The organism is Leifsonia sp. RAF41 (assembly GCF_052114085.1).
Classification (GTDB): domain Bacteria; phylum Actinomycetota; class Actinomycetes; order Actinomycetales; family Microbacteriaceae; genus Leifsonia.
Window position 1 is genome coordinate 1,497,474 of the sequence record NZ_JBFREB010000001.1, and the last position, 25,033, is coordinate 1,522,506.

The 25,033-nt window shown below is 69.5% G+C and carries 28 protein-coding genes and 2 tRNA genes; 14 read left to right on the top strand and 16 right to left on the bottom strand.

From position 1 onward, the window contains the following. Positions 1–3: 3 nt before the first annotated feature. From AB4Y74_RS07195 to AB4Y74_RS07205, 3 genes are all read right to left on the bottom strand, one after another. A complete protein-coding gene (locus tag AB4Y74_RS07195; protein WP_441798425.1) occupies positions 4–1,068 on the bottom strand; it encodes a hypothetical protein in 1,065 nt (354 codons plus the stop codon). 96 nt (positions 1,069–1,164) lie between these two features. Then, the gene (locus AB4Y74_RS07200; protein WP_441798426.1) at positions 1,165–1,956 is read right to left on the bottom strand and encodes a hypothetical protein; all 792 of its coding nucleotides are present in this window, start codon (positions 1,954–1,956) and stop codon (positions 1,165–1,167) included. Between the two features lie 340 nt (positions 1,957–2,296). Beyond that, positions 2,297–3,574 carry an MFS transporter gene (locus tag AB4Y74_RS07205; protein WP_441798427.1) on the bottom strand — a complete coding sequence of 426 codons (1,278 nt, stop codon included), beginning with the start codon at positions 3,572–3,574 and terminating at the stop codon, positions 2,297–2,299. A gap of 73 nt (positions 3,575–3,647) precedes the next feature. On the opposite strand from AB4Y74_RS07205, the gene AB4Y74_RS07210 reads away from it, so the two are divergent. Next, positions 3,648–4,208, top strand: coding sequence for an ArsR/SmtB family transcription factor (locus AB4Y74_RS07210; protein WP_441798428.1), 561 nt, complete (start codon positions 3,648–3,650; stop codon positions 4,206–4,208). Between the two features lie 9 nt (positions 4,209–4,217). Here AB4Y74_RS07210 and AB4Y74_RS07215 read toward each other — a convergent pair whose 3' ends face one another. Next, complete coding sequence (locus tag AB4Y74_RS07215) at positions 4,218–4,532, bottom strand: thioredoxin family protein (protein ID WP_441798429.1); 315 nt, start codon at positions 4,530–4,532, stop codon at positions 4,218–4,220. 96 nt (positions 4,533–4,628) lie between these two features. On the opposite strand from AB4Y74_RS07215, the gene AB4Y74_RS07220 reads away from it, so the two are divergent. The 3 genes from AB4Y74_RS07220 (at position 4,629) to AB4Y74_RS07230 (ending at position 6,213) form a co-directional block, all read left to right on the top strand. Continuing rightward, the gene (locus tag AB4Y74_RS07220; RefSeq protein ID WP_441798430.1) at positions 4,629–5,456 is read left to right on the top strand and encodes an SGNH/GDSL hydrolase family protein; all 828 of its coding nucleotides are present in this window, start codon (positions 4,629–4,631) and stop codon (positions 5,454–5,456) included. A 10-nt stretch (positions 5,457–5,466) separates the two neighbouring features. Beyond that, positions 5,467–6,090 carry an oligoribonuclease gene (gene orn, locus AB4Y74_RS07225; protein WP_441798431.1) on the top strand — a complete coding sequence of 208 codons (624 nt, stop codon included), beginning with the start codon at positions 5,467–5,469 and terminating at the stop codon, positions 6,088–6,090. Between the two features lie 47 nt (positions 6,091–6,137). Further along, positions 6,138–6,213 (top strand) — tRNA-His (locus AB4Y74_RS07230). 134 nt (positions 6,214–6,347) lie between these two features. Here AB4Y74_RS07230 and AB4Y74_RS07235 read toward each other — a convergent pair. Both AB4Y74_RS07235 and AB4Y74_RS07240 read right to left on the bottom strand, forming a co-directional pair. Next, positions 6,348–6,420: transfer RNA gene (locus AB4Y74_RS07235), tRNA-Arg, on the bottom strand. Between the two features lie 31 nt (positions 6,421–6,451). Further along, entirely contained in the window at positions 6,452–7,756 is a 1,305-nt protein-coding gene (locus tag AB4Y74_RS07240; protein WP_441800409.1) for an MFS transporter, read from the bottom strand. Between the two features lie 162 nt (positions 7,757–7,918). Here AB4Y74_RS07240 and AB4Y74_RS07245 point away from each other — a divergent pair, with 162 nt between their 5' ends. After that, a complete protein-coding gene (locus AB4Y74_RS07245) occupies positions 7,919–8,773 on the top strand; it encodes a LysR substrate-binding domain-containing protein (RefSeq protein ID WP_441798432.1) in 855 nt (284 codons plus the stop codon). Between the two features lie 12 nt (positions 8,774–8,785). Here AB4Y74_RS07245 and AB4Y74_RS07250 read toward each other — a convergent pair whose 3' ends face one another. Next, entirely contained in the window at positions 8,786–10,003 is a 1,218-nt protein-coding gene (locus AB4Y74_RS07250; protein WP_441798433.1) for a cation:proton antiporter, read from the bottom strand. A 79-nt stretch (positions 10,004–10,082) separates the two neighbouring features. On the opposite strand from AB4Y74_RS07250, the gene nadE reads away from it, so the two are divergent. Next, on the top strand, positions 10,083–10,922 hold the full coding sequence (nadE, locus tag AB4Y74_RS07255; RefSeq protein WP_441798434.1) for an ammonia-dependent NAD(+) synthetase: 840 nt from the start codon (positions 10,083–10,085) through the stop codon (positions 10,920–10,922). 80 nt (positions 10,923–11,002) lie between these two features. Here the strand turns inward: nadE and AB4Y74_RS07260 are convergent, their stop codons facing one another. Then, positions 11,003–11,713 carry a hypothetical protein gene (locus tag AB4Y74_RS07260; RefSeq protein WP_441798435.1) on the bottom strand — a complete coding sequence of 237 codons (711 nt, stop codon included), beginning with the start codon at positions 11,711–11,713 and terminating at the stop codon, positions 11,003–11,005. A 103-nt stretch (positions 11,714–11,816) separates the two neighbouring features. Between AB4Y74_RS07260 and msrA the strand changes: the two genes are divergently transcribed. The 5 genes from msrA to AB4Y74_RS07285 all read left to right on the top strand — a co-directional run bounded on the left by msrA (position 11,817) and on the right by AB4Y74_RS07285 (position 15,675). Then, positions 11,817–12,341 (top strand): peptide-methionine (S)-S-oxide reductase MsrA, encoded by a 525-nt coding sequence (gene msrA, locus AB4Y74_RS07265; RefSeq protein WP_441798436.1) that lies wholly within the window; start codon positions 11,817–11,819, stop codon positions 12,339–12,341. A 124-nt stretch (positions 12,342–12,465) separates the two neighbouring features. Then, the gene (locus AB4Y74_RS07270; protein WP_441798437.1) at positions 12,466–12,903 is read left to right on the top strand and encodes a single-stranded DNA-binding protein; all 438 of its coding nucleotides are present in this window, start codon (positions 12,466–12,468) and stop codon (positions 12,901–12,903) included. Positions 12,904–12,913: 10 nt separating this feature from the next. Next, positions 12,914–13,441, top strand: a complete 528-nt coding sequence (locus tag AB4Y74_RS07275; protein WP_441798438.1) for a DUF6993 domain-containing protein — start codon at positions 12,914–12,916, stop codon at positions 13,439–13,441. 45 nt (positions 13,442–13,486) lie between these two features. Continuing rightward, on the top strand, positions 13,487–15,169 hold the full coding sequence (gene ettA, locus AB4Y74_RS07280) for an energy-dependent translational throttle protein EttA (protein ID WP_441798439.1): 1,683 nt from the start codon (positions 13,487–13,489) through the stop codon (positions 15,167–15,169). Positions 15,170–15,186: 17 nt separating this feature from the next. Then, the gene (locus AB4Y74_RS07285; protein ID WP_441798440.1) at positions 15,187–15,675 is read left to right on the top strand and encodes an acyl-CoA thioesterase; all 489 of its coding nucleotides are present in this window, start codon (positions 15,187–15,189) and stop codon (positions 15,673–15,675) included. Positions 15,676–15,699: 24 nt separating this feature from the next. Here the strand turns inward: AB4Y74_RS07285 and AB4Y74_RS07290 are convergent, their stop codons facing one another. Both AB4Y74_RS07290 and AB4Y74_RS07295 read right to left on the bottom strand, forming a co-directional pair. Beyond that, positions 15,700–16,215 carry a hypothetical protein gene (locus tag AB4Y74_RS07290; protein ID WP_441798441.1) on the bottom strand — a complete coding sequence of 172 codons (516 nt, stop codon included), beginning with the start codon at positions 16,213–16,215 and terminating at the stop codon, positions 15,700–15,702. 6 nt (positions 16,216–16,221) lie between these two features. After that, on the bottom strand, positions 16,222–16,677 hold the full coding sequence (locus AB4Y74_RS07295; RefSeq protein WP_441798442.1) for a ubiquinol-cytochrome c reductase iron-sulfur subunit: 456 nt from the start codon (positions 16,675–16,677) through the stop codon (positions 16,222–16,224). A gap of 122 nt (positions 16,678–16,799) precedes the next feature. On the opposite strand from AB4Y74_RS07295, the gene AB4Y74_RS07300 reads away from it, so the two are divergent. Next, the gene (locus AB4Y74_RS07300; protein ID WP_441798443.1) at positions 16,800–17,312 is read left to right on the top strand and encodes a sigma-70 family RNA polymerase sigma factor; all 513 of its coding nucleotides are present in this window, start codon (positions 16,800–16,802) and stop codon (positions 17,310–17,312) included. After that, positions 17,309–18,025, top strand: coding sequence for an anti-sigma factor family protein (locus AB4Y74_RS07305; protein ID WP_441798444.1), 717 nt, complete (start codon positions 17,309–17,311; stop codon positions 18,023–18,025). Before AB4Y74_RS07300 ends, AB4Y74_RS07305 begins: the two co-directional genes overlap by 4 nt. Positions 18,026–18,037: 12 nt before the next feature. Here AB4Y74_RS07305 and AB4Y74_RS07310 read toward each other — a convergent pair whose 3' ends face one another. Further along, positions 18,038–18,913 (bottom strand): acyl-CoA thioesterase, encoded by an 876-nt coding sequence (locus tag AB4Y74_RS07310; protein WP_441798445.1) that lies wholly within the window; start codon positions 18,911–18,913, stop codon positions 18,038–18,040. A 42-nt stretch (positions 18,914–18,955) separates the two neighbouring features. On the opposite strand from AB4Y74_RS07310, the gene AB4Y74_RS07315 reads away from it, so the two are divergent. After that, positions 18,956–19,639 (top strand): hypothetical protein, encoded by a 684-nt coding sequence (locus AB4Y74_RS07315; protein WP_441798446.1) that lies wholly within the window; start codon positions 18,956–18,958, stop codon positions 19,637–19,639. A gap of 93 nt (positions 19,640–19,732) precedes the next feature. Here the strand turns inward: AB4Y74_RS07315 and AB4Y74_RS07320 are convergent, their stop codons facing one another. The 5 genes from AB4Y74_RS07320 to AB4Y74_RS07340 all read right to left on the bottom strand — a co-directional run bounded on the left by AB4Y74_RS07320 (position 19,733) and on the right by AB4Y74_RS07340 (position 24,972). Beyond that, positions 19,733–21,379, bottom strand: a complete 1,647-nt coding sequence (locus AB4Y74_RS07320) for an FAD-binding dehydrogenase (protein ID WP_441798447.1) — start codon at positions 21,377–21,379, stop codon at positions 19,733–19,735. Between the two features lie 35 nt (positions 21,380–21,414). Beyond that, positions 21,415–21,816, bottom strand: a complete 402-nt coding sequence (locus tag AB4Y74_RS07325) for a globin (protein ID WP_441800410.1) — start codon at positions 21,814–21,816, stop codon at positions 21,415–21,417. Positions 21,817–21,818: 2 nt separating this feature from the next. After that, complete coding sequence (locus AB4Y74_RS07330) at positions 21,819–22,991, bottom strand: mechanosensitive ion channel family protein (protein ID WP_441798448.1); 1,173 nt, start codon at positions 22,989–22,991, stop codon at positions 21,819–21,821. Between the two features lie 68 nt (positions 22,992–23,059). Beyond that, entirely contained in the window at positions 23,060–23,734 is a 675-nt protein-coding gene (locus AB4Y74_RS07335) for a response regulator (protein WP_441798449.1), read from the bottom strand. Continuing rightward, on the bottom strand, positions 23,731–24,972 hold the full coding sequence (locus AB4Y74_RS07340; RefSeq protein ID WP_441798450.1) for a sensor histidine kinase: 1,242 nt from the start codon (positions 24,970–24,972) through the stop codon (positions 23,731–23,733). Before AB4Y74_RS07340 ends, AB4Y74_RS07335 begins: the two co-directional genes overlap by 4 nt. Positions 24,973–25,033 lie beyond the last annotated feature (61 nt).

Consider the following 25,033-nt stretch of genomic DNA (forward strand, 5'->3'; position numbering starts at 1 on the left):
GTGTCACCAGGCTTCGGAGACGGCGGCGTGGAGGTCGAGCAGCGTCGGAGTACGCTCGCTCGGACCGCGGCCGAACCCGCACTCCGTCCCCACGCCGAACGCCGGTACCGCGGTCGCCGCGGCCTGCGCCCGCCGACGCGCACCCTCCACCCCGTCCTCGTGGTGTATCAGGCCGAGGTACAGTTCGGTGCCGTCGGGCACGTCGACCTGCGCCAGCGGGGCGAAGTATTCGGCGTCGTCGCGCTCGATCGGCACCGGGAGGTGGACCCAGCTGACCGGACGGGGCGCCGACGCGAGGATGCCGCTGAGCACCTCCGCCAGCCGGCCGGCGTCGGACGGCTGCACGAAGTGCTGCTCCTCGACATCGCCGTAGCAGAGGTGATAGCCGACCTGGACGTGGGCGGGAACCGCGGCCACCTGCCGCGTGGCGCGCTCGACCACGCCGGCCAGCACGTCCTTGCCGAACCACGACGGCATCCGCCCCTCGAGCAGGGCGAACTCGACCGCCGTGTCCCACTGGATCGCCAGATCCTCGTGCGGGACCCCGTCCAGGATGCGCTGCAGCTCGCCGAACAGGGCGCGCTCGTAGGCGGGTTCGAACGCTGCGCGGTCCTCAGCGACGATGAACGGGCCGACGACCCCGGCGGGCGTCGGAAGCGACACCTGGAAGCGGGTGCCGGCTGCGATGGCGCCCTCGTCGCGGAGGCGGCGGAAGGTGGCGTAGGAGTCGAGCGCGGCGTCCGCATAGCCGAGGTCCGGGAAGACCAGATCGTCGGCCGTGACTCCCTCATCGAAGCGGAACGGGCGGCCGTCGAAGACACCGCGCAGATAGAACGGCTCGACCGGGATGCGCGAGATGCCGGCCATCGCATCCAGTCGCTTCGTCTGGAACTGCACCCAGTAGAAGCGTTCCCCGACCTCGCCGTCCGGGATGCGGCGCATCCGGTCGCCGAGGCGGGAACTCACCGTGCGGAGGACGGTCTCCGCGTCGGGCAGATTGACGCTGCCGACGAGGTGGGCTCCGCGGATGACGGGCGGTACGGGGGCGTGCTCGGTGCTGGTGGTCACCCGCGCGAGTCTACCGGCGGCTCACCGTCTGTCGCCGGGCAGAGAACTGCCGGCGGGCGCGGGTGCGCTCGCCGGCAGTGACCGGGGTTCAGCGGCTCAATACCAGTTGAACGACTCCGAGTGGCCCCAGGCGCCGCACGGCGTGCCGTAACCGCGGGCGATGTAGTCGAGGCCCCACTTGATCTGCGTGGTGGCGTTCGTCTGCCAGTCGGAGCCGAACGTCGCCATCTTGCTGCCGGGCAGTGCCTGCGGGATGCCGGTGGCGCCGCTGCCGGAGTTGGAGGCCTGGTAGTTCCAGCCGGACTCGCGCTGCCACAGGTTGTCGAGGCACTGGAACTGGTCGGCGCCCCAGCCGTACTGGCTGGCGGCGAGGCCGGCGGCGACCGACTTGGCCCCACCGACGGTGTTGGCGTTGGCCTGCGCGGCGGCGGCTGCGGCCGCTGCGGCCGCTGCTGCCGCGGCGGCCTGCTTGTCCGCCTCGGCGCCGGCGGCAGCGAGAGCGTCGGAGGCCGCCTGGGTCTGGTCGATGGTCGCGCGGAGCTTGTCGTCAGGGAGCTTGGTGAAGCTGGTCAGTCCGGCGATCGCGGTCTTCGCGGCGGTCGCGTCGGTCTTGGCCTGGTTGGCGGCGACAGTGTTCTGGGCGCCGCTGAGCGTGGCCTTCGCCTCGCGCTCGAGGCGGTCGCGCACGATCGTGTCGTACACGCCGAGCTGCTCGTGGCGCATCCCGGTCGATTCCGAGAGTTCGCGGGTCTGTCGTTCGCTGGCCTGCTGCTGCGCCACGACGGGCGCGATGAGGCTGGCGCTCATGATGACGGCTGCCGCGCCGGTGACGATGCGGCCGAAGGGGACGGAACTGTTCTTGACGGTCTTTCGGAGGGTGCTGAGCATTGTTTTCCTGGATCGGGTTTCCCCGCCTGTGCACGCTGACGCTGTGTCATCCATGCGGCGGACCATGACTCTTCGGGAGCGGTCCTGCGGGCTGGCGATCGCGCGGCATGCGCAGAAGCACCTCGTGGACCCGTGGCCCGGAAGCGCGGCATGCGACGCGAGTGTGCCGGGCGTGGGAAGGTCGGGCATCCAGGAGCGGGCGCGTGGGCGCCACAAGGTTGGGGGTGGGGGGCTGGATGCCGCCGAGCGCGGCACGGACGGCTTACGATGCCGTCGACCACGACTTTAGGCGTCGTTTCTGGACGGTTCAGGCACGGAAGCTGGCAAAGTCGTGTACGCGTCACCTTTCGGCGGCGTCACCAGCGGCCTTCTGCGCCGCCTCCGCCGCCTCCGCAGCCTCCACTTCTCGCTCCGCATCATCCATCCGGCGGTCCGTGATCCACAGCATCGGGATGAGCTGGAGGAGCACCAACGCGCCCATGATCAGGAACACCCACTGCACTCCGAACGCCTGTCCCAGAAGGCCGCCGGCGACGGCCCCGAGCGGCATCGTCCCCCAGGCGAGCAGTCGATAGGCGCTGTTCAACCGTCCCAACAGCCGCGTCGGCGTGATCCGCTGCCGGAGGGACACGGTGATCACGTTCCAGATCGAGACCGTGACGCCCCCGAGCAGCAGCCCCGCGCCGATGATGAACGGATTGTCCGTGAAGCCGGGCGTCGCAACAGTGAGCAGCGAACCGACGATCGTCAGAGCCAGCGCTCGCGAGCGGCCCAGTAGTCGCTCGGCGGGCTCGGCGAGAAAGGTGCCGAGCACGCTCCCGATCGCCGAGAACGTGAGCAGCAGGCCGTAGGCGGGGTCCGAGAGCTTCATCGTCGATTGGGGACCTGCGGCATACAGTACGAACACGGTGAAGACCGCGGAGCTCGCGAAGTTGAAGACCCCGACCATGATCGCCAGGGTCCGGAGCAGGGTGCTCCGACCGAGGAAGCGCAGCCCTTCCATGATGTCGGCGCGGATGGTGGTGGGCGCGGTGCGCTCGGCTACGAACCGACCGCGCACGAGGAGCAGCACCCCGATCGCCGCAACCCAGAGGAGTGCCGGAGTCGCGAACGCGAGGGCGACGCCGGTCGCTACGAGGAAGCCGCCCAGCGGCGGTCCGACGAACTCGTTCGCCGTCAGTTCCGCCGCGTAGAGCCGTCCGTTCGCACGGGACAGGCGGTCGCGGGGGACCAGCTGCGGCAGGATCGACTGAGACGACGTGTCGTAGACGGTCTCGGCCACGCCGATGCAGAGCGCAGCCGCGTAAAGCAGCCAGATGGATCCTGCGCCCGCGATCGTGACGACGGTCAGGCAGGCGAGGAAGAGGGCACGAGCCGTATTCGCCACGAGCATGAGGCGCCGGCGGTCGATCCGGTCGGCCAGGGCGCCAGCGGTCAGGGCGAAGAGCAGCCAGGGCAGGGTGAAGGCGAACGACAGTCCGGCGATCACCACGGGGGAGTCGGTGTACCGGATCGCGACCAGCGGAAGCGCCACCTTCATGACGCCGTCCGCCAGGTTGGAGAGCCCGGCGGAGGTCCACAGCTTCCAGTAGGGCGCGCCGAGCCCTGTCGTGATCATGCCTCGAGAGTCGCACACCGATTTATAAAAATCAATCGATCCGAAGAATTCAAATCGCGCGTAGGATCGCAGCATGAGCGACGAGCGCCACGCCGACCCGGACGCCAAGCGTCGGCCCGCGACGCCCCAGGAACTGAAGGCGATGTCGCACCCGCTGCGCGTGCGCATCCTGCGCCTCTGCGGGGACCGCGAACTGACCAACAAGCAGCTGGCCGACCGGCTGGGGGTGGACGCGGGAACCGCGTACTACCACGTGCGGCAGTTGGTGGAGGCGGGCTTCCTCGAACCCGCGGCGGTGCGGACGGGGGAGTCCGGCGCGCTCGAGAAGCCGTACCGCTCCACGGGCAAGAGCTGGTGGCTCTCGGTGCCCCTCGAAGACCTCGACCTCCGCGACGGCCTCGCTCCGGTCGACGCGTTCCAGCAGGAACTGGCCGAGGCGGGACCAGCATCCATCGCAACGTACGCGCGGTTCTCGCTGCACCTGTCGCCGGAGGATGTGGTCGAGCTCGACCGCCGCATCGTCGCCGTCCTCGACGAATTCATCGAGACGGATTCGGACCGCGCGGACCTGCCCGCTCACGGCGGCATCTTTCTGCTGCACCGCAGCGCCGACGGCGCGGGCTCCGCCGACTGACGGGAGGGGTCAGAGCGCCTTCGCCGCGGCGGCCAGCACCTGCGCCAGCGTCGGAACGCCCTCGGCGCGGAAAACTTCCGTGCCGTCTTGCGCCGCGACGATCACCGTCGGAGTCGAGCGGATGTCGTCCCGCTCCGCCTGCTCCGGGTTGCGTGCCACATCCAGCTCGGTCACCGCGACCCGCGGCGCCAGACGTGCCACCTCCGCGAGGACAGCACGTGTCTGCATGCACGGCTCGCAGAAGGCCGAGGTGTACAGGGTCAGCCGGGCTGCCGTCTGCTCAGTCCCGGTGACCGCCGGGTCAACGGAGGGTGTCGAATCCACCTCCTCAGTGTACGTCCGGCGAAATCGGGACGACGATCCCGCGGAACCGGCCGTCGGAGCGCGCCGCCGGCGCCCCGGTCGACCCATAATCGTCCCGTGAGCCGAACGACCTTCACGCGCTACGTCGCCCTCGGTGACTCGCTCACCGAGGGCCTCTGCGACAGCGCGCCCGCACAGCCAGAGGCGTTCCTCGGCTGGGCGGACCGCCTCGCCGGGATCCTCGACGGCGATGCCCGGCTCGCGGGAGCCACCGTCGAGTTCGCCAATCTCGCTGTGCGCGGCCGCCGCATCGCGGACGTGGTGGATGCGCAGATCCCGCAGGCCGTCGGCCTGAAGCCGGATCTGGTGTCGGTCATGATCGGCGGGAACGACCTGATGAGTCCCGCCGCCGATCCGGACGCCCTGGCGACGCGTCTGGAGGGCGGCATCCGGGAGCTGCGGAAGTCCGGAGCGACGGTGCTGCTGGCCAACATCTTCGACCCGCAGTTCGCGTTCTTCCTCAAGCCGTTCCGCGGGCGCGCTGCGGTGTTCAACGCGAACATCTGGAGCATCGCCCGCGACCAGCGCGCGGTCGTGCTCGACGTGTGGGGCGTTCGGGAGTTCCGCGACCCGGCGATGTGGGCGTGCGACCGCGTGCACCTGAGTACGCGCGGACACCGTCTGCTCGCGGCCCAGGCGGCGCACGCGCTGGGCGTGCCGTACGCCGAGATCGGGGGACCGGAGGCGTCCCCTCCACCGGAGCCGACGACACCGCCCGACTCCGTGCCCCTGCGCACGTGGCTGCGGGTGTACGCGATCCCGTGGGTCGCGCGCCGCCTCCGGCACGTCTCGACCGGCGACGGGCGGGGGCCAAAACTCCCGGTCCCGCAGCGCGTCGAGCTCAGCGGGTACGCCGTTCCGGGGACCGTCGGGGGCCAGCACTAGACTCGCAGGTATGGCAAATTCCTCGGATCGACTGGTCTGGATCGACTGCGAGATGACCGGCCTCGACCTCGAGGTCGACGAGCTCGTCGAGATCGCGGTGGTGATCACCGACTTCGAGCTGAACGTGCTCGACCCCGGCCTCAGCATCGTGATCAAGCCGGACGACTCGGCTCTTGAGAACATGGGCGACTTCGTGCGCCAGATGCACACCACCTCCGGTCTGATCGAAGAGATCCCGAACGGCAAGAGCCTCGCCGAGGCCGAGTACGAGGTACTGGAGTACGTGCTGAAGTTCGCGCCGACCGCACGTACCGCTCCGCTCGCCGGCAACACGATCGGCACGGACCGCATGTTCATCGCGAAGTACATGCCGCGGCTCGACACCCATCTGCACTACCGGAACGTCGACGTGTCCTCCATCAAGGAGCTGGCTCGACGCTGGTTCCCGCGCATCTACTTCAACGCCCCGGAGAAGAACGGCGGCCACCGCGCTCTCGCCGACATCCTCGAGTCCATTCGCGAGCTCGACTACTATCGCGCTGCCGCGTTCGTCGCGCCTCCCGGCCCGACCACCGAAGACACCCAGGCGTTGGCCTCGGGTGTGGTGGAAAAATGGGCTCCCCGGATGGGCTAGAATCGATGAGTTGCTTATCGGCCGGCGCTTAGCCGGCCGGAGCCTTGGTGGGTATAGCTCAGCTGGTAGAGCGCCTGGTTGTGGTCCAGGAGGTCGCGGGTTCAAGCCCCGTTACTCACCCCACAAAGGGCCCGGTCTCGTCGAGACCGGGCCCTTTCGCTGCCCCCGGGACGACGCGCGCGCAGCTCAAGATTTGCGCCAAATGTCGGTTATGACGCGGCTATAACCGACATTTGGCACAAATCGTGACGCGAGAGTGCCCCCGGCAGGAATCGAACCTGCGACCAAGAGATTAGAAGGCTCCTGCTCTATCCGCTGAGCTACGGGGGCGTGCACTCCACGATACCGGAGGGGCGCCGGCTCAGAGGGTCGCGCCCGCCTTGCCCGCGCGGTTGACGATCGCGATGACCGGGCGGCGTCCGCGCAGGCCGAAGCGCAGCCGGAGCCGTGATTGGCGCGCGATCAGTATCGCGACGACCGCGGCCGCTGCGGCCGGGACGAGGCCCGAGATCGCCATGGCGATGTGCGGGCCGACCTGCTCCACGATCCACCCCATCATCGGGCCGCCGAGCGCCTGTCCGCCGAGTAGCACCAGGATGTAGAGCGAGATCACCCGCCCGCGGATCTGCACGTTCGACGACATCTGCACCAGCGAGTTCGCCGCCGTGATGAAGAGCAGGTTGCCGACTCCGACGCAGACGAGCAGCAGCCCGAACGCCACCTCGCCCGGGGCGAAGCCGGCGACGGCCTGCACGATCCCGAGGACGGCCGCGGTGCCGACCACCATCGACAACCGCACGCTGGTGCGGCGAGTGGATGCGAGAGCGCCCGCCAGCGCACCGGCCGCCACCAGCGCGTTGAAGAGCCCGTATCCCTGCGCGCCGACGTGGTACACGTTGTTGGCGTACGCGGCGAGGAAGACCGGCATGTTGAAGGCGAAGACCGCGATGACCGCGACCATCACGACCGTCCAGAAGATGACCGGCTTGCGGCGCACGTACCGCATCCCCTCGGCCAGCTGCCCCTTGCCGCGCGGGGCGGCGGGAGCGGCGTGCAGCTCCGACCGCTTCAGCGTCGCGACCGCGAAGACCACCGCCAGGCACGCCACAGCGTTGATCGCGAACGACCAGCCGCCTCCGACGGCCGTGATGAGCACGCCGCCGAGCGCCGGACCGATGAGGCCGCCGAGCTGGAAGATCGACGAGTTGAGGCTGATCGCGTTGCGCAGGTAGCGGGGGCCGACGAGCTCGTTGACGAAGACCTGACGGGTGGGGTTGTCGACCACCGTGACGAGTCCGAGCGCGAACGAGATCGCGTAGACATGCCAGACCTCGATCACTCCGGTCAGGGTCAGCGCGGCGAGGATCGCTGCGAGGGCGGCCGCGCACGACTGGGTGATGACGAGCAGCCGCTGCTTGGAGTAGCGGTCGGCGATCACGCCGCCCCACAGCCCGAAGACGAGCATCGGGGTGAACTGCATGAAAACGGTGATTCCGACGGCGGCGACGCTGCCGGAGAGCTGCAGCACCAACCAGTCCATCGCGATCCGCTGCATCCAAACCGCCGTGTTGGCGACCAGGTTGCTGGCAGCGAAGCGCCGGTAGTTGGGAACGCGGAGGGAGGCGAACGTCTCTCGCCACGGCGGCCGGGCGGAGAGGACCGGCATGGGTCCGGTGGGCGGGGCCGCTGTGGGGGAGTGCGCCACGTGTGTAATACCTCGATGCATCGCTGGTTCCGTATGAAGTGTCACCTCGACATTACGCATTTCGGGCTATTATTGTTCCCGATCAGGGCTATAACTCCCATTGCCTTTTCGAATGGACGCACGATGTTCGACCCGGTGCTGCTGCAGACCTTCCTCGCCGTCGCTGACACGCGCAGCTTCACCAAGGCGGCAGCCCGCCTCGGCGTCAGCCAGCCGACCGTCAGCCAGCACATCCGCAAGCTCGAGCAGTCCGCGAAGCGGCAGTTGATCGCGCGGGACACGAGGGACGTGCGGCTCACCGACAACGGGGACGCGATGGCCGGTTTCGCCCGCACCATCCTCGCCGCCCTCGCGGAGGCCGACAGCTACTTCAGCGGTTCGGCCATGCGCGGCCGGCTCCGGTTCGGCGCGGCGGACGACCTGGCGATCACAACGCTCCCGCGCGTCCTCCGTCACTTCCGCCAGCAGAACCCGCAGATCAACCTCGAGCTGACCGTCGACCAGTCGGCCCCGCTGCACCGCAAGCTCAAGGCAGGTCACCTCGACCTCATCTTCATCAAGCAGACTCCGGGAACGACCGAGGGCACGGTCGTCGCGACCGACGAGCTGGTGTGGATGGGCCAGGAGAAGACCGTGCTCGACCCGGATGGTCCGGTCCCCCTGATCTCCTATCAGGGCCCGAGTCTCAGCCGTCAGGTCGCGATCGACGCGCTGGAGGCGGCCGGGCGCACCTGGCGGATCACCTGCAACACCCGCGAGGTGAACGGTGTGCTCGCGGCGGTGCGGGCGGGCATCGGTGTCGCGGTATTCCCGCGGTCGCTCATCCCGACGGACCTGATCAAGGTCACCAACTGGTTCGGCCTTCCCGAGCTCGGTCACGTCGACTTCACCCTGCTGTCGAATCCGTCCGCCGCGCGCGAGCCTGTGGAGGCACTGACGACCGCGATCCTCGCTCGCGCGGTCAGCCGGGTGGCCTGAGGTCCGAAGCCGTCAGCCTTCGACCACCACCGGGTCCGGATCGGCCGGTCGCACTCCGCCGTCCGACGACCGTCGTCGCAGCAGCAGGGCGACTAGCGGGAAGATCAGGACCGACAGCATCCCGGCCCCGACGAGAGCCGTGGCCGTCCCCACCGGGAGGTCGTGCTCCCGAACACCGATCGCGGTGACCGCGACGATGATCGGCAGCCCGGTCGCCGCGAACAGGGTCAGGGATGCCCGGTCGCGCAACGTCGAACCGGGCGGCGCCGACACCGACCCGGGCAGGCCGCGCACGACGATCAGCAGCACGAGGAAGATCGGCAGCAGAAGGAGGGCTCGGGGGTCGCCGAGCAGCGCCTTCAGGTCGAACCCGATTCCCGTGTTGATGAAGAAGATCGGCACGAGGACGCCGAACGCCACGGCCTCCAGCTTGCTCTCGATCTGGTGCGCGTCTGCTGGTTCTGCACCGGCCAGCAGGATGCGGCACAGCACGCCAGCGGCGAAGGCGCCCAGCAGCATGTCCAGGCCCAGGGCGATGCTCAGTCCGACCAGGGCGGCGATGATGAGCACCACGAACCGCACGGCGAACTGACCGCTCGTATGCAGTGTGGCGCGGACCAGCCGGTGGAAGCCCCGGTGGCCGCCGCGCGAGGCGAACCAGATCGCACCGCCGGCGACCAGCGCGAATCCGATCAGCACGAGTGCGGCGGCCAGCGGTTTGCGCCCGCTGAGGAACAGCGAGATCGCCAGCAGCGGGCCGAACTCACCGACGGCGCCGACCGCCGTCACCGCGCGCCCGAACGGGGTGCGGAGCTCGCCGGCGTCCCGCAGCACGGGCATCAGGGTGCCCAGAGCGGTGGAGGTGAGGGCGATGCCGATGTAGACGCCGCGGATGACGTCGCCCGCGATGAGGGCCGCGAGCACGATGCCGACGACGAGCGAGACGACCCAGGTGAGCGACGCTCGGCGGAGTCGTCGCGCGCCGATCGCGGCGAAGTCGATCTCGTTGCCGGCCATGAAGAACAGGAACGCCAGACCGAAGTTCGCGAGCGCATCCAGCCCGTCCGTCTTCGGCACCCACCCCAGCACGCTCGGGCCGATGACCAGACCCAGCACGATCTCGAAGACCACGAGCGGTATCTTCACGAACCGCCCGACTGCGGTCGTCAGCAGTGCGGCGGCGACGGCCAGCAGAGGGACGAGCACGATGCTCGAAACGGTGGGGTCCATGGGCGCATGATAGCGATCGTGATAGGCCCGACGGCAGACCGTTCACACGGACGAAATCCGCCGGTTATAGTCTGACCTCATGCGTGAACTTCAGGCGAAAATCATCGAGGATCTGCACGTCCGGCCGGAGGTGGACCCTGCCGCCGAGGTGGAGCGTCGCGTCGGCTTCCTCGTCGACTACCTCCGCACCACCGGCGCCAAAGGATTCGTGCTCGGGATCAGCGGCGGCCAGGATTCGACGCTGGCGGGTCGTCTCGCGCAGCTGGCGGTGGAACGGCTCGCGGCGGAGGGTACCGAAGCCGAGTTCGTGGCGGTGCGACTGCCGTACGCGGTCCAGCGCGACGAGGAGGACGCCCAGCTGGCGCTGTCATTCATCCGCCCGAAGAGCTCGGTCGTATTCAACATCCAGCGCGGCACCGACGGCGTCGAGGACGAGTACGCCGACGCGCTCGGAGAGCTGATGTCCGACTTCGTCAAGGGCAACGTGAAGGCGCGCATCCGAATGGTGGCCCAGTACGGGATCGCGGGCCAGCGGGGCCTGCTCGTGATCGGCACGGATCACGCCGCGGAAGCGGTGACGGGATTCTTCACCAAGTACGGCGACGGCGGGACGGACATCCTCCCGCTCAGCGGTCTGACCAAGCGGCAGGGGAAGCAACTGCTGCGATTCCTGGAGGCGCCGGCGCGGCTGTACGAAAAGGCTCCGACGGCCGACCTGCTCGACCACAACCCCGGTCAGACCGACGAAGACAACCTGGGACTCAGTTACAACGACATCGACGACTTCCTCGAGGGCAAGGACGTGCCCGACGAGGTCGCCGAGGCGCTGGAGGGGCGCTACCGGGCGACCGAGCACAAGCGGCAGCCGCCGGCGAGCATGTTCGACGGGTGGTGGAGCGAGGGCTCCTACAGCCTCTGAGCCCGGAGACGGGACGACGAAGGGCGCCGGCGGAATGCCGGCGCCCTTCGTTTCGGTGGACTGCTTGTGGGTGCCTCGGATCAGACGGGCTGGCCGAGCCGTGCCGTCGGGGAGGTGTCGGCGCTGGCGTGCGCCTCCGCGGTCTCCGCGGTGTAAGGGGCGGTCGCCGCGACAGCCGCGGGCTGCTCCGGCTGGCGCTGCTCCGCAGTCGCCTGCGTGGGGGGCGTGTACTGCTCGTGGTGCTGCTGCGCGACCCAGGCGTCCTGCTGGGCGATCAGCGAGCGCTCCCCGTCGGTGTTCTCGAAGCGCCACCGCTCCAGGTCGCTCTGGAAGATCTTGCGAGCGCGGCGCGGGTTGTTCTGCCAGTCGATCAGGCGGTCGCGGAACTCGGCGATCGCAGGGTCGAGCTGGTACCCGAACGTCGCTGACGCTCGCTTCATCTCGGCGAGCTGGTGTCCGGCCCAGGTCGCGGCGAGCCCGGAGTTCTTGATCGGCAGGAGTCGGATCATGATGTCCGCCTGGCCGACGGCGCGATCGGAGAGCACCTGCTCGGCCGGGGTCAGCGAGTTCCAGACGGAGGCCTCGGTGGCCGCGTCGACGAGCGCGGCGATCGCGGACGCCTTCTGCTGGCGGTCGGTGCGGGAGAGGAGGCCCTTGAGAGCGCCCCGGGCGATCCAGGCGGCGATGAGGCCGGAGAGGATCACGGCGACCGCGAGGACCGCCGCGTAGAAGATCACCGGGCGCGCTGCCGGCGATGTGAGCCAATCGACGAAGTCATTCCACCACTGCATGCGGTGATGGTAACCGCGGTTCGACGGCGGGCATGGGACCCTCGGCGTCGTGTCGTCAACTGGGCGTAGCAGAATGGATGCGAACGGATCGAAAGGGGACTTCATGCAGACCTTCGTGGTCGCGGGCGGATGCTTCTGGTGCCTGGATGCGGTCTACCGCGTCCTGCGCGGCGTCCAGGATGTGGTGTCCGGTTACACGGGCGGCATCGACGTCGAACCGACCTACGAGGAGGTGTGCACCGGTCGCACCGGTCACGCGGAGGCGGTCGCCGTCACTTTCGACCCCGAGGTCATCCCCGCCAGCGTCATCCTCGACGTGTTCTTCACCCTGCACGACCCGCGGCAGCTGAACCGTCAAGGCGGCGACATCGGTACGCAGTACCGCTCGGCGATGTTCTACGACGACGAGCGGCAGAGGGAGCTGTTCGAAGCGGCCCGTGACAGGGCTGCCGAGTACTGGGACGGCGGCATCGTCACCACCATCGAGCCGCTCGGTCCGTTCTACCGCGCGGAGGAGTACCACCAGGACTTCTTCGCCAAGAACCCCGGCCAGGGCTACTGCCTGGCCGTGGCGCTGCCGAAGGTGAACAAGATCCGGTCGTCGTACGCGGAGTACGTCACCGCCTGAATCGTCCCCAGGCCAGCGACTCCGAGCGTTCTCCACCGAAACGACTCGGACGAGGGGATGCACTGCTCGCGGCGACGAGAGTGGTCTCGAGCCCGCCACCAGGCGGGCACCGAAAGGGGAGACCATGTCCGACACCGTCGCCGTCCGCGGCTTCGTCGCCACCGAGCCGCGCCATCTCGTGACGGAGGGCGGCCTGCCGATCACGAGCTTCCGGCTCGTCACGACCCGCCGCCGCTATAACCGCCAAGCGTCCGCGTGGGAAGACGGCGGGAACAACTGGTACACGGTGAGCGCCTTCAGGCGACTTGCGTTGAGCGCAGCGGATTGCATCACCAAGGGCGACCCTGTCCTCGTCGCCGGCCGACTATGCCTTCGGGAGTGGGCCGGCGAGAAACAGGGCGTGACCGTCGAGATCGAGGCCGAATCCATCGGGCACGATCTCAGCTGGGGTCGCTCCCAGTTCACCAAAGCGGTCGCTGGGGAAGCGGTCGGCGCAGCGGTCGACGAGGCGTCCGCGGGGGTGACGGCGCCGTCCGACCGAATCCCAGCCGCGGCCCCCTAAGATGAGGCATATGACGCCCCCTGTGGTCCGCCGGACCGGTCTGTTCGCCGCGCCCGCCGCTATCGTGGTGGCCGGCGTGGCGGTCGCGGTCGCGCTCGTCGGATGCACGGGTGGTCCGGCCGAGACGGCGACACCGTCGGCGGTCGCCTCCGCGACGGCGGCTCCGGCGTCCACGGCGACTCCGACGGCATCGGCTCCGGCCGCGGTGGGCCTGGTGCCCGGCGGCACCGCGGAGCAGAACCTCCCCTACTTCGACCAGGTCAACAAGGCAACGCTCGCGGCCAACCCGAACGCACAGGGCCGCGACTTCATCGACGCGCTCGTGGCGGCCGGGTTCACCAAGACCGACATGCAGGTCACTGTCGATACGACGACCATCGGACTGAAGGCGAACTCCATCCAGTTCTCCGTGCGCATGGGCGACACCTGCCTGATCGGCCAGAACGGCGCCGACGCGGGTGGCTACTGGAGCGAGGTCACGCCCGTTCTTTCCACCGGGAACTGCCTCGTCGGGCAGACCCGGGCGATCGACTGGTAGCACTGCGGGCTGAGGCAGCCTCTCCAGCCGAATAGACTCTTTCTCATGGCCGAATACATTTACTCGATGGTGCGCGCCCGCAAGGCGGTCGGCGACAAGGTGATCCTCGACGACGTGACCATGGCGTTCCTTCCCGGAGCCAAGATCGGCGTGGTCGGTCCCAACGGCGCCGGTAAGTCCACCATCCTGAAGATCATGGCCGGCCTGGACACGCCCTCCAACGGCGACGCAAAGCTCTCACCGGGCTACACGGTCGGCATCCTGATGCAGGAGCCCGTGCTCGACGAGAACAAGACGGTTCTCGAGAACGTCCAGGAGGGCGTCGGGCCGATCAAGGAGAAGGTCGATCGGTTCAACGAGATCTCCGGGCTGCTCGCCGATCCGGACGCCGACTTCGACACCCTCCTCGCCGAGATGGGCACGCTGCAGGAGCAGATCGACGCCGCCGATGCCTGGGACCTCGACTCCCAGCTCGAGCAGGCGATGGACGCGCTGCGCTGCCCGCCGGGCGACTGGCCGGTCAACACCCTGTCCGGTGGAGAGAAGCGCCGTGTCGCGCTCTGCCGTCTGCTCCTCCAGAAGCCGGACCTCCTGCTCCTCGACGAGCCGACCAACCACCTCGACGCCGAGAGCGTGCTCTGGCTCGAGCAGCACCTGGCCAAGTACCACGGTGCCGTTCTCGCCGTGACCCACGACCGGTACTTCCTCGACCACGTGGCCGAGTGGATCGCCGAGGTCGACCGCGGTCACCTGTACCCGTACGAGGGCAACTACTCGACCTACCTCGAGAAGAAGAGCGAGCGCCTCGCGATCCAGGGCAAGAAGGATGCCAAGCTCGCGAAGCGCCTGACCGAAGAGCTCGACTGGGTCCGCAGCAACGCGAAGGGCCGCCAGGCCAAGTCGAAGGCCCGTCTGGCCCGTTACGAAGAGATGGCGGCCGAGGCGGAGCGCACCAGGAAGCTCGACTTCGAGGAGATCCAGATTCCGCCGGGCCCGCGGCTCGGTCAGGTGGTCATCGACGCGAAGAACCTCCAGAAGGGCTTCGACGACCGGAAGCTGATCGACGGCCTCACGTTCACGCTGCCGCGCAACGGCATCGTCGGCGTCATCGGCCCGAACGGTGTCGGTAAGACCACCCTGTTCAAGACGATCGTCGGGCTCGAGCCGCTTGACGGGGGCGACCTCAAGGTCGGCGAGACCGTCAACATCTCGTACGTCGATCAGACCCGTGGCGGCATCGACCCGAACAAGAACGTCTGGGAGGTCGTGTCCGACGGGCTCGACTACATCCAGGTCGGCAAGACCGAGGTGCCGTCGCGCGCCTACGTCTCCACGTTCGGGTTCAAGGGACCGGACCAGCAGAAGAAGTCCGGTGTGCTCTCCGGTGGTGAGCGCAACCGCCTCAACCTGGCGCTCACCCTCAAGCAGGGCGGCAACCTGCTGCTCCTCGACGAGCCCACCAACGACCTCGACGTCGAGACCCTGTCGAGCCTGGAGAACGCTCTGCTCGAGTTCCCCGGCTGCGCGGTGGTCATCACCCACGACCGGTGGTTCCTCGACCGGATCGCGACCCACATCCTCGCCTACGAGGGCACCGATGAGAACCCGGCCGACTGGTACTGGTTCGAGGGAAACTTCGAGGCGTACGAGGAGAACAAGGTCGCGCGCCTCGGGGCGGACGCGGCCAAGCCGAACCGTTCGGCGTACCGCAAGCTGACGCGCGACTGAGCCGGAGGCCGACCGCCATGCGACTGCACGTTCCGATCAAGCTCCGCTGGAGCGACCTCGACGCGTACGGGCACGTCAACAACGCCGAGATGCTGCGCCTCCTCGAGGAGGCGCGCATCGAGGCGTTCTGGGCGACCGACGACAGCGGCCAGGGCACGGGCGAGGCTGTCGGCGGCTCGACGGCTGTGCTCGACGGACGGCCCGGCGCGGACACGCTTACGCTGATCGCCCGCCAGGAGATCGAGTACCTGGCGCCCATCCCGTACCTCCGCCAGGCACTCGACGTGCAGCTGTGGCTCGGACGCCTCGGCGGCGCCAGCCTGGAGGTCTGCTACGAGGTCTGGTCGCCGGAAGGGACCGAACCCCGCACGATGTTCACCCGCGCGGCCACCACGATCGTGCTGGTCGACGCGACGACCCAGCGGCCACGCCGGATCAACGATCGCGAGCGGGACGCCTGGACGCCGTACCTCGACGAGCCCGTCGCCTTCGCCAAGCGGGGCTGACCAGGCTCAGGGCGTCGGCGTCGGTCAGGGCGTCGGTGCGGGCGTCGTGGGCAACGGTGTCGGACTGAAGGAGTTCTCCCAGATCGCCCGCGACCCGGCTTCGCCGATCAGGACGACCTCCACGATGGTGCCGACGGCGAGCACGAGCGCTCCGACGATCAGCACGATCCAGACCACCCGGCGCACGACGGGTGACGGTCTCCGCGGCGAGTCCGGGCGGTCGACGAAGAAGAACCACGCCCACTGCGCGACGCTGAACACGAACAGCGCGATCACCCACGGCAGAAGCGTGTGTCCGAGGGCCGCGTGCTGCACGATCAAGGGCGTGGACGGCACCCGCGCCTGCAGCCACTCGCCGGCGGACGTGACGATCGGCACCAGGATGAGATCGGCCAGCGCGAGAAGCGGCACCACGACGCCGAGGCGCCGCCGCGCCGCCGGCCAGAGCGGCACCATGAGCGCAGCGATCGCCGTCAGCGGCACCAACACGACCACGAAGTGGACGAGCAGCACGTGCAGTGGCAGTCCGTTGACCTCCATGACGCCCTACTCGGTCACGGTCACGGCGTCACCCGAGACCCGGGCGTTCAGCATCGGCAGCGGGTCGCGCGCCGGGCCGTTCAGCACGTCGCCCGTGGTCGCGTCGAAGCGCGAACCGTGGCAGGGGCAGTCGAACTCCTTGCCCTGCGGCGCGACCGTGCACCCCTGATGCGTGCACACGGCGCTGAAGGCGACCACGTGGCCTGCGCTGGGTTGCGACACCACGATCGGCTTCCCGGCGAGCGTGGCCGAGACCGCGCCGCCCACGGGGATGGATGCCAGCGACACCTTCGCCGAACCGGAGCCGCCCGAGCCGCCAGCACCACCAGAGCCGCCGGAGCCTCCCGATTCGCCCGCTCCATCGGCACCGCCCGGCGTGCAGGCGGCGAGCAGTAGGGCTCCGGCGGAGGCGCCGCCGATCGACACGAGGGTGCGGCGGGTGAGCGGTGCGTGGTCGTTCATGCGGATTCCTCCCGTTTGGCGGACATGTCTCTTACGGTATTCACGAGACGATACGGCGTTCGGTTCAACCGTGGCGTGTGAACCTTTCTGCGCGCTGCATCGTGTACTGGGTGGAGGTGAACATGCCGGAGGAGGACGCCCGCCTGCTGCGCGAGCTGCACGACCAGCACGCGCAGGCCGTGTGGCGGTACGTCGTGCACCTCACCGGCGACCGCGCGATGGCCGACGATGTGGTGCAGGAGACGCTGCTGCGCGCCTGGCGGCGGCCCGCCGTGCTCGACCAGTCGCAGCAGTCCGCGCGTACCTGGCTGTTCACCGTGGCGCGGAATCTGGTCATCGACGGTCGGCGCAGCGCCCACTCCCGGCACGAGTTCGGCACGGATAACCTCCCCGAGAATCCTGCGCCCGACAGCGAAGCCGACGCGGTCCTCGACGCGTGGCTGGTGTCCGACGCGCTGGCCGAGCTCTCGGTGGAGCACCGCTCCGTCATCGTCCACGCTTATTACGGCGGCCGGTCGGTCGCCGAGATCGCACGCGAGCTCGACATTCCGGAGGGCACGGTGAAGTCGCGCCTCCACTACGGTCTCCGCGCGCTGCGACTCGCACTTCAGGAGAGGGGGGTGACGGAGCGATGACCACTCACGATGAGTTCGCCACCTGGGATTCCGCGTACGTGCTCGGCGCCCTTTCGCCGGTCGAGCGCCGCGAGTACGAGGCGCACCTGCGCGTCTGCGAACGTTGCTCCGAGTCCGTCTCCGAACTGGCCGGGATGCCCGGACTGCTGAGCCGGGTCCCCCGCGAGCAGGCCTTCGCGCTCCTGGACGACGAGGCCGTCTCGGACGTGTCGCCGGCCGCAGCGCCGGGGCCCGGTCCGGATGTCCTGCCGTCGCTGCTGCATCGGGTGCATCGACGGCGGGTGCGCGCCCGCTGGCTGATCGCTGGTCTGTCGGCGGTGACCGCTGCGCTGATCATCGGCATCGCCGCCTTCGTCCTGCCCGGGGCACTGAATCCATCCGCCGTGCCCGAGGCGGCCGTCGTGATGCAGCAGGTGGAGCCGAGCGCGCTCACGGCGGACCTCCGCCTCACGACGGAGCCGTGGGGCACCCGGATCGACTCCCGCTGCACCTACGCTCACGTCGGCGCGGAGGCCGGCGGCCACGTCTGGACCTACGCGATGGTCATCACCGACCGCGATGGCAAGCAGCACACGATCTCGACCTGGACGGCAGACGAAGGGACGACGGCCACACCGGTCGCGACGACGAGCCTTCCGCTGAAGGACATCGCCACCGTCGACATCCGTTCGGCCGGCGACGGCACAGTGCTGCTGCGCAGTACCTTCGACTGATTCCCGGCGGGGTCAGTCCGCGGAGCGCGGCAGGCGGATCGTCGCCTCCTGCGCAACGCTGGCGACCAGGCGACCGTCGCGGGTGAAGATGCGGCCCTCGGAGAGGCCGCGCCCTCCGCTCGCGGTCGGCGACTTCTGCACGTACAGCAGCCACTCGTCGACGCGGGCCGGCCGGTGCCACCACATCGCGTGGTCGAGGCTGGCCGCTTTGAGGCCGGGAGTGCCCCAGGCGATCCCGTGCCGGCGCATCACCGACTCCATGATCGTGTAATCGCTCGCGTAGGCGAGCGCCGCGCGGTGCAGCGCCGGGTCGTCGGGCATCTCGCCGATGGTCCGGAACCACACGGCCTGCTGGGCGACGCGCTCGCCCTCGACGGAAACGTAGATGGGCGACGTCACGTGCCGCATGTCGAATGGCCGCTGACCGGCCCAATACTGGGCGACCGGGTGGCGCACGTCCTCCAGCACAGCTGCCGCCGACGGGAGCTCCTCCGGATCCGGCAGACCCTCGGGCATCGCATCCTGATGCTCGAAACCGTCATCCTCGGTCTGGAACGAGGCGATCATCGACAGGATCGGCAGCCCATTCTGGTACGCCTGCGTGCGCCGCGTGCTGAACGAGCGGCCGTCATGGATGCGGTCGACAGAGAACGTGATCGGGAAGTTCACATCGCCAGGGCGCAGGAAATAGCCGTGCATCGAGTGGATGTTGCGGTCCTGATCGACGGTGCGCGTCGCGGCCACGATCGACTGGGCGAGCACCTGCCCGCCGAAGACGCGGCCCAGCGGCATCCACTGCGACGGACCGGTGAAAATGTCTTCGCTGGTGCGCGCACCGGTGTCGGTCAGATCGAGCGCGGTCAGAAGGGAAGCCAGGGGCTCGGTCACGCGTCCTCCAAGTCGGTGGTCTCTTGGTAGTTTAGACACCCGATGAACCAGTCGTTTTCTTTGATGGACACCCTCGCTGTCGCCGATCTGCAGACCTATCTGTCCAGGGCGGCCCGTGTCGAGGAGGGATCCGTGCGCCTGATCGCCGGGTCGGGGGTCCTCGCCGTCTATACGGCGATCCTGTATCCGCGCGGTCTGATGGACGAGACGCCCACCGTTCTCGGTCTCCGCACCTTCGCGATCGGGGGCGACGCGGAGTTCGACGTCGTCGTGCCGATCCGGTCGCTGCTCGACCGTGTCGCGCGGGTCCGCGAGAACGCGGAGGCGCAGCCGACCGACGAGCCGATCGAGATCCGCCTGCCGTTGGAGGTGTCCACGGTCACCTGGGCGGGCATCTCGCCGCCGCGAGGAGGATGGCAGAAGGTCGGCGAGACCGACGCCGCCCGGCTGCAGGCCATCGCGCGGGCGGGCATCGCCGAGGTCGCCGAGGCCGTGCCGACCGGGACGGGGGAGCAGCTGGTCACGCGCGTCCGCGCGGAGGTGTGGGGCCGCCCGATCGACGACCTCGAGTACGTTCCGACCGGCGCCGGGTTCGCCGCCGAGAGCCTCGGCTTCCTGGGCGAGGACGAGCCCGTCACCATCCACGAGACCGGCACCTGGACGCGCCTCACCACGCGCCGCGGCCACACCCTCGTCCGCCGCTCCTCCTGGTCGCTCCGCCGCTGACCCGGCCTCCCTCAACAATCGCTTCCTCGAAAAATCTGCGCCCGCGCGGCGTGTCACCGCATTAATCGAGGAAGCGATTTTGGAGAGAACGGGTCAGGCGCGGGCGGCTGCGCGGCCGGCCTGGCGGCCGGAGAACAGGCAGCCGCCGAGGAAGGTGCCCTCCAGGGCCCGGTAGCCGTGCATCCCGCCGCCGCCGAAACCGGCCGCCTCGCCGACGGCGTACAGGCCGGGCACGACTTCGCCGTCAGCGCCGAGCACCCGGCCGTCGAGGTCCGTCTCGATCCCGCCCAGGCTCTTGCGGGTTAGGATGTGCAGCTTCACCGCGATGAGCGGTCCCGCCGCGGGGTCGAGCAGCTTGTGCGGCGAGGCGACGCGGATCAAGCGGTCGCCGCGATACTTCCGCGCCGACCGCACGGCAGCCAGCTGCAGGTCCTTGCCGAACTCGTTGTCGAGCTGACGGTCGCGCTGGTGGATGTGCCGCGCCACCAGCTCCGTGTCGAGCGGGACGTCGGCGATCCGTTGCATCCCCGCGAGCAGGTCGTCGAGGGTGTCGGCGACGACGAAATCCGCGCCGTTCTCCTTGAACGCCTCCACGGGCCCGGGGGCTCCTGGAGCGACGCGCTTGGCCAGCAGGCGTACGTCTTTCCCGGTCAGGTCGGGGTTCTGCTCGCTGCCGGAGAGCGCGAACTCCTTCTCGATGATCTTCTGCGTCAGGACGAACCAGCTGTAGTCCGAGCCCGTCCTGCGGAGATGCTCCAGCGTCCCGAGCGTGTCGAACCCGGGGAACAGGGGTGACGGCAGCCGGTCGCCGCGCGCATCCAGCCACAGCGACGACGGGCCGGGCAGGATGCGGATGCCGTGGCGCTCCCACACCGGGTCCCAGTTCTGGATGCCCTCGGTGTAGTGCCACATCCGGTCGCCGTTCACGAGGTGCGCGCCGGCCGTCTCGGCGATCCCGAGCATCCGGCCGTCGACGTGCGCCGGAACGCCCGAGAGCATCTGCGCGGGCGGTTCGCCCAGTCGAGCCGGCCAGGCGGCCCGGACGAGGTCGTGGTTTCCGCCGATGCCTCCGGACGCGACGATCACGACCGGTGCCCGCAGCTCGAAGTCGCCGGTGACGTCCCGGTTGCTCGGCGCTCCGCGCTCGGCGGAGTCCGGCGCGAGGACGGCCCCGCGCACGCCGACGACGCGGCCGCCCTCGACGATCAGCTCGTCCACGCGGTGCCGATTGCGGATGGCGACGCGTCCGTTGGCGGCGGCGGCCTGAACCCGTCGCGCGAACGGCTCCACCACCCCTGGCCCGGTGCCCCACGTGATGTGGAACCGCGGGACCGAGTTGCCGTGCCCTCCGGCCGTCCCGCTGCCGCGCTCGGCCCACCCGACGACGGGGAAGAACCGGACGCCCTTCTCGTGCAGCCACGCCCGCTTCTCGCCGGCGGCGAACTGCAGGTAGGCCTCGGCCCACTGCCGCGGCCAGTGGTCCTCTGCGCGGTCGAACCCGGCGGACCCGAACCAGTCGTCACGGGCGAGCGCGAGGGAGTCGTGCACCCCCATCCGGCGCTGCTCGGGGGAGTCGATCAGGAACAGCCCCCCGAACGACCACCAGGCCTGGCCGCCGAACGACGCCGACGGCTCCTGCTCGACGATCGTCACGCGGCGTCCCGCATCCAGCAGTTCGGCGGCGGCGACCAGGCCGGACAGGCCTGCTCCCACGACGATCGCGTCGGGCTCGTGTGTCATCCGTGTCTCCTTCGGCACCGGGATGGCGGAGGAGGCTACTCCTCGAATGTGTTGACCATAGCGAACGCGGCGCGCTCCAGGTAGCTCCAGAGGGTCTCCTCGTGGAGCGGGGGCAGTCCGAGCTCGTCGACGGCGACCCGCATGTGGGCGAGCCACCGGTCGCGGGCATCGGGGTTGACCTTGAACGGGTTGTGCCGCATGCGGAGCCGGGGGTGGCCGCGCTCCTGGCTGTAGGTGGTCGGACCGCCCCAGTACTGCTCCAGGAACAGCACCAGCCGCTCCTTGGCCGGCCCCAGATCCTCCTCGGGGTACATGGGGCGGAGGACGGGGTCGTCGGCCACACCGCGGTAGAACGCGTCGACCAGCCGGACGAAGGTCTTATGACCGCCGACCTCGTCGTAGAAGGCGGGCTGGGGGCCGGTCGGGATGACGGGGATGTTCACGTCGGTTCTCCGTCCGTGGGCGGCTGCGGCGTCGACTTCGGCGCGGGCGCGGGCGCGGCTTCGGCCGACTTCTTCGGCCGCGGCGCGTTCTCGATCGCCGGCGTGATGCGGATGGCAGCGGGATGCGTCGCACCCGTCGCGTCCGCCGACTGCCGCTTCGCGGCCGCGCGGGCCTTGCGTCCCTTCAGCGGCGGCTCCGCGGTGACCGCCTGGCTGGGCCGCGTCCTCGGCGGCTTCGCCCCCATCACGCTTGCGGCGCTGTCGAAGCCGCTCAGCACGACCGCGGAGAGCGAGGGCAGCTTCACCCCCATCTCGTCCAGCGCCTGCTTGAGCCGGACGCGCAACTCGCGCGACACGTCGTCCTTGGCCGTCGTTCGCGTCTTCAGCACGATGCGGATGATGAGGGCGTCGGCCGAAATGGATTCGAGGCCCCAGAGCTCGGGCTTCTCGAGGATGCGCGAGCGCCACTTCGTGCTCGTCGCGAGCGCGTTGGCCGCCTCGAGCATCTTCGCCTCCACGGCCTCGACGTCGGTGTCGTAGGGCACGGCGAGGTCGATGATGACGCGTGCCCAGCCCTGTGACATGTTGCCGACGCGTAGGATCTCGCCGTTGCGGACGAACCACAGCGTCCCGTTGACGTCGCGCACCTGGGTGACGCGGATGCCGACAGCCTCCACGACGCCGGTCGCCGAGCCGAGGTCGACGACATCGCCGACGCCCAGCTGGTCCTCCATCACCATGAACAGGCCGTTCAGCACATCCTTGACGATGTTCTGGGCGCCGAAACCGAGTCCTGCGCCGATCGCGGCCGTCAGCAGCGCGAACGAGCCGAGTACGTTCGGCACGAACACGTTGAGGATGAGGATGATCGCGACGATCCCGATCGTCACGTTCACGATGTTCGTCAGCACGGAGCCGAGCGTCCGGGTTCGTTGTACCAGCCGGACCGCCGCGAGTGGCGAGGCCACGAGCGCCTGCGTGTCGCTGACGTTCTGGCCCTTCTTCACCCCGCTGACGATGCGCGAGACGACTTTGCGGATCACGACGCGGAGGATCCAGCTGAGCAGCAGGGCGCCACCGACGATGCTGGCAGCGCTGACCAGATTCCAGCCTGCGCTCGCGGCCCAGGAGCCGAGTTCGGTCCAGAAGGTTGCTTTGAGGATTCCCATACGCCGACGAGCCTACCCAGCCGCGGCTTGGCGGTCGCTGGATCGGGCGCCCGCGCCGAGCGTTGCGCTCACCGTTCCAGCAGCCGATGCTCGTACGCGAAGATGACCGCGTGCACCCGGTCGCGCAAGTGCAGTTTGGACAGCACCCGGCCGACATGGGTCTTCACGGTCGACTCGCTCAGGTAGAAGCGCGCCCCGATCTCGCCGTTGCTGAGCCCTTCCCCCATGGCGACGAGGATCTCGCGCTCGCGCGGGGTGAGCACCGCAGCGGGATCATCCCCGGCGCCGCCGGCGGCGGGCCCCGTCGGAAGTCGGTCGGCGAAGAGCTCCAGCATCGCCCGGGTGACCCGCCCGGACACGGCGGCATCCCCGGCGGAGACGGCGCGGACCGCCGCGATCAGCTCGTCGGGGCGCGCGTCCTTGAGTAGGAATCCGCTCGCCCCTGCGCGGAGGCCGCCGAAGGCGTACTCGTCGAGGTCGAAGGTGGTGAGCACGATGATGCGCGCGTCCTGGTCGGCTTCGACGATCCGGCGGGTCGCCTCGATTCCGTCGAGGACGGGCATCCGCACGTCCATCAGCACGACATCCGGCCGGAGCAGGGCGCTGAGGCGAACGGCCTCCGCGCCGTCGGCCGCCTCGCCGACCACGACGAGGTCCGGCTCCGCTTCGAGCACCATGCGAAAGCCCAGACGGACGAGCTGCTGGTCGTCGACGAGCAGGATGCGGATGGGACCGGCTGTCACAGGGTTTCCTCACGGGGTTCGGGGGAGCGGGATGATGTGGCTGTGCCGGTAGCGGTCTGCGCACCTCGCACCGCGACGAACACCGCGCGTACGCGCCAGCCGCCGCCCGAGCGCGGACCGGCCTCCAACGTCCCGCCATACAGCCCGACTCGCTCGCGCAACCCGATCAGGCCGCGCCCCGAGCCCTGTCCCGGCGCTCCGTGCACGGTCGCGTCGTCGTCGACGGTGATGATGACGCTTCCCGGTTGGAAGACCAGGACGACCCGGACCGAGGTTGCCGTGGCCGCGTACCGCAGGGCGTTGGTGAGGCCTTCCTGCACGACCCGGAAGATCGTCAGTTGCTGGCCCGCGTCCTCCGGAGGAACACCCGACACGGTGATCCGCACCGGCAGGCCGGCGGCACGGAAGGTCTCGACGAGGCCGCCGAGGTCGGCCACACCCGGTTGCGGCTCGCGCGCCGCATCTCCGTCGCCGTCGCGCAGCACGCCCAACAGCCTTCGCATGTCGGCGAGCGCTCCGCGGCCTGTCTCCGCGACGAGTTCCATCGTCTCGGCCGACCGTTCGGGCGCCGTCCCGGCCAGCCGCGCCGAGCCGTCGGCCAGCGTGATCATCACGGTCAGGCTGTGCGACACGATGTCGTGCAGCTCGCCCGCGATGCGGCTGCGCTCGGCCGCCGCGGCGATCACGGCCTGCTGGTCGCGCTCGCGCGCGAGCTGGCGGGCGCGGTCGATGAGCGCATCCAGGTACCGCCGCCGGTTACCGACATTGCTCCCGATCAGCACCGCCACGACCGAGAAGGCGAGCACCAGGATTCCGGACGGCAGCGCCGCTGTCTGCAGGGGCGTGAACACCTTGGCCTGGGCGAGCAGCACCTCGGCGGTGAGCGTGGCGACCGTCACGGCGGAGGTGACGGCGAACGCGATCCAGGCGGAGCGGATGGAGCGGTACACCGCCAGCGCGTACAGCGCGAAGAGGGTGGGGAGCACATCCACGTCGCGTCCCAGGAAGACGCTCGCTCCGAGCACCACCGTCGCGATGGCGAAGACGACCGCGGGCCGCTGGCGCCGGGCGAGCAACGCGACACCCGCCACGGCGGACAGGAACAGGTGCACCGTCTCCGGAACACTCGGTTCCCGGGCGGAGACGATGAGGGCCCCCGCGATCGACGGCACCAGGTACAGCGCCGCGACGACGATGTCCACGACGACCGGATGGGCCGTCAGGTACCCGCGGATCACCCCGGGCGGTCTCGGCAGTCCGAGTCCGCCCGGGGTTTCCGGTGGTGTCGCTTCGGAGGTC

What these genes read in the sequence shown, in the direction of transcription:
- AB4Y74_RS07200 (WP_441798426.1), bottom strand. Translation starts at nt 1,956, where the DNA reads ATGCTCAGCACCCTCCGAAAGACCGTCAAGAACAGTTCCGTCCCCTTC.
- AB4Y74_RS07205 (WP_441798427.1), bottom strand. Translation starts at nt 3,574, where the DNA reads ATGATCACGACAGGGCTCGGCGCGCCCTACTGGAAGCTGTGGACCTCC.
- AB4Y74_RS07210 (WP_441798428.1), top strand. Translation starts at nt 3,648, where the DNA reads ATGAGCGACGAGCGCCACGCCGACCCGGACGCCAAGCGTCGGCCCGCG.
- orn (WP_441798431.1), top strand. Translation starts at nt 5,467, where the DNA reads ATGGCAAATTCCTCGGATCGACTGGTCTGGATCGACTGCGAGATGACC.
- AB4Y74_RS07240 (WP_441800409.1), bottom strand. Translation starts at nt 7,756, where the DNA reads ATGCCGGTCCTCTCCGCCCGGCCGCCGTGGCGAGAGACGTTCGCCTCC.
- AB4Y74_RS07245 (WP_441798432.1), top strand. Translation starts at nt 7,919, where the DNA reads ATGTTCGACCCGGTGCTGCTGCAGACCTTCCTCGCCGTCGCTGACACG.
- AB4Y74_RS07250 (WP_441798433.1), bottom strand. Translation starts at nt 10,003, where the DNA reads ATGGACCCCACCGTTTCGAGCATCGTGCTCGTCCCTCTGCTGGCCGTC.
- nadE (WP_441798434.1), top strand. Translation starts at nt 10,083, where the DNA reads ATGCGTGAACTTCAGGCGAAAATCATCGAGGATCTGCACGTCCGGCCG.
- AB4Y74_RS07260 (WP_441798435.1), bottom strand. Translation starts at nt 11,713, where the DNA reads ATGCAGTGGTGGAATGACTTCGTCGATTGGCTCACATCGCCGGCAGCG.
- msrA (WP_441798436.1), top strand. Translation starts at nt 11,817, where the DNA reads ATGCAGACCTTCGTGGTCGCGGGCGGATGCTTCTGGTGCCTGGATGCG.
- AB4Y74_RS07270 (WP_441798437.1), top strand. Translation starts at nt 12,466, where the DNA reads ATGTCCGACACCGTCGCCGTCCGCGGCTTCGTCGCCACCGAGCCGCGC.
- AB4Y74_RS07275 (WP_441798438.1), top strand. Translation starts at nt 12,914, where the DNA reads ATGACGCCCCCTGTGGTCCGCCGGACCGGTCTGTTCGCCGCGCCCGCC.
- ettA (WP_441798439.1), top strand. Translation starts at nt 13,487, where the DNA reads ATGGCCGAATACATTTACTCGATGGTGCGCGCCCGCAAGGCGGTCGGC.
- AB4Y74_RS07285 (WP_441798440.1), top strand. Translation starts at nt 15,187, where the DNA reads ATGCGACTGCACGTTCCGATCAAGCTCCGCTGGAGCGACCTCGACGCG.
- AB4Y74_RS07290 (WP_441798441.1), bottom strand. Translation starts at nt 16,215, where the DNA reads ATGGAGGTCAACGGACTGCCACTGCACGTGCTGCTCGTCCACTTCGTG.
- AB4Y74_RS07295 (WP_441798442.1), bottom strand. Translation starts at nt 16,677, where the DNA reads ATGAACGACCACGCACCGCTCACCCGCCGCACCCTCGTGTCGATCGGC.
- AB4Y74_RS07300 (WP_441798443.1), top strand. Translation starts at nt 16,800, where the DNA reads ATGCCGGAGGAGGACGCCCGCCTGCTGCGCGAGCTGCACGACCAGCAC.
- AB4Y74_RS07305 (WP_441798444.1), top strand. Translation starts at nt 17,309, where the DNA reads ATGACCACTCACGATGAGTTCGCCACCTGGGATTCCGCGTACGTGCTC.
- AB4Y74_RS07315 (WP_441798446.1), top strand. Translation starts at nt 18,956, where the DNA reads ATGAACCAGTCGTTTTCTTTGATGGACACCCTCGCTGTCGCCGATCTG.
- AB4Y74_RS07320 (WP_441798447.1), bottom strand. Translation starts at nt 21,379, where the DNA reads ATGACACACGAGCCCGACGCGATCGTCGTGGGAGCAGGCCTGTCCGGC.
- AB4Y74_RS07330 (WP_441798448.1), bottom strand. Translation starts at nt 22,991, where the DNA reads ATGGGAATCCTCAAAGCAACCTTCTGGACCGAACTCGGCTCCTGGGCC.